We start from the raw sequence: 1,973 nt of genomic DNA, 5'->3' as shown, positions 1-1,973 counted from the left end.
TCGGCGCCTCCTACGGCGGTGCCCTGGGGGTGACCACGACCAGCGGCCCGGGTGTCGCCCTGAAGTCCGAGACGATCTCCCTGGCCGTGGCCCTGGAGTTGCCGCTGGTGGTGGTGGACGTGCAACGCGCCGGCCCGTCGACGGGTCTGCCCACGAAAACCGAACAGGCCGACCTGAACATGGCGTTGCACGGCCGTCACGGTGAGGCCCCCGTCGCGGTGATCGCCGCGAAGTCACCCTCGGACTGTTTCCACGCCGCGCTGGAGGCCGCCCGTATCGCCCTGACCTACCGCACCCCGGTGATCCTGCTGTCGGACAACTACGTCGCCAACGGCTCCGAACCCTGGCTGCTACCCGACGTCGACGCCCTGCCCGACCTGCGCGTCGAGTTCACCACCGCCCCCAACGGCGACGACGGCGTCACGTTCCTGCCCTACCTACGTGACCCGGCCACCCTGGCCCGCCCCTGGGCCGTGCCGGGCACCCCCGGTCTGGAACACCGCATCGGTGGCCTGGAGAAAGCCGACAAGACCGGCGACATCTCCTACGACCCGGCCAACCACGACTACATGGTCCGCACCCGCGCCGCCCGCATCCAGGCCATCGACGTGCCCGACCTCGACGTCGACGACCCCGACGGCACCGCCCGGACCCTCGTCCTCGGCTGGGGCTCCACCTACGGCCCGATCGGCGCCGCCTGCCGCACCCTGCGCCACCGCGGCCAACCCATCGCCCAGGCCCACCTACGCCACCTCAACCCCCTCCCCGGCAACCTCGGCGACATCCTCGCCGCCTACGACCGGGTCGTCATCCCCGAGATGAACCTCGGCCAACTCGCCCAGGTCATCCGCGCCCGATACCTGATCGACGCGATCACCTACAACCAGGTCCGCGGCCTACCCTTCACCGCCGCCGAACTGGAGACGATGCTGGAAGAGGTCTGCAAAAATGCCTGAACCCGTCGCCGTGAAACTCACCGGCAAAGACTTCAAATCCGACCAGGAAGTCCGCTGGTGCCCCGGCTGCGGCGACTACGCCATCCTCGCCGCCGTCCAACAATTCATGCCCGAGTTGAACATCCCCCGCGCCAACACCGTCTTCATCTCCGGCATCGGCTGCTCATCCCGCTTCCCCTACTACATGAACACCTACGGGATGCACTCCATCCACGGCCGCGCCCCCGCCATCGCCACCGGACTGTCCGTCACCCGCCCCGACCTGTCCGTCTGGGTCGTCACCGGCGACGGCGACGCCCTGTCCATCGGCGGCAACCACCTCATCCACGCCCTACGCCGCAACGTCAACCTCAAGATCCTCCTGTTCAACAACCGCATCTACGGCCTCACCAAAGGCCAGTACTCCCCCACCAGCGAAACCGGCAAAATCACCAAATCCACCCCCGCCGGATCCGCCGACTCCCCCTTCAACCCCCTCTCCCTCGCCCTCGGAGCCGAAGCCACCTTCGTCGCCCGCACCATCGACTCCGACCGCAAACACCTCCAAACCGTCCTCCGCGCCGCCGCCGAACACCACGGCACCGCCTTCGTCGAGATCTACCAAAACTGCAACATCTTCAACGACGGCGCCTTCGACCAACTCAAACAACCCGACACCCGCGACGACTACCTCATCCGCCTCGAACACGGCCAACCCATCACCTTCGGCCACAACCAACAACACTGCGTCGTACACCCACCCCACGGCTTCGGCCTCGACATCCGCGACACCGCCACCACCCCACCCGAAGACATCGTCATCCACGACACCACCATCACCGACCCCGCCTACGCCTTCGCCCTGTCCCGCCTCCCCCAACACGACCTCCGCAACACCCCCATCGGCGTCCTCCGCCAAACCCAACGCCCCACCTACGACACCCTCGTCCAACACCAAATCACCACCGCCCGAAACACCACCACCGACACCCCCGAACAACAACTCACCACCCTCCTCCACACCGGCGACACCTGGAC

The 1,973-nt window shown here is 67.3% G+C and carries 1 protein-coding gene and 1 pseudogene; both read left to right on the top strand.

Translation table 11 applies throughout. The annotated features are described in order from the left end of the window. Nucleotides 1-956: pseudogene (locus JQX11_RS31915) on the top strand (2-oxoacid:acceptor oxidoreductase subunit alpha); the annotation flags it as partial. Then, a partial coding sequence (locus JQX11_RS31910; protein ID WP_204928632.1) for a 2-oxoacid:ferredoxin oxidoreductase subunit beta occupies nucleotides 949-1,973 on the top strand: 1,025 nt, incomplete at its 3' end. The pseudogene JQX11_RS31915 and the gene JQX11_RS31910, both read left to right, overlap by 8 nt.

It is taken from the genome of Micromonospora humida (genome assembly GCF_016901255.1).
Classification (GTDB): Bacteria; Actinomycetota; Actinomycetes; order Mycobacteriales; family Micromonosporaceae; genus Micromonospora; species Micromonospora wenchangensis.
The sequence above is the reverse complement of the archived record's forward strand: the minus strand, read 5'-3'. Positions and strand labels throughout refer to the sequence as shown.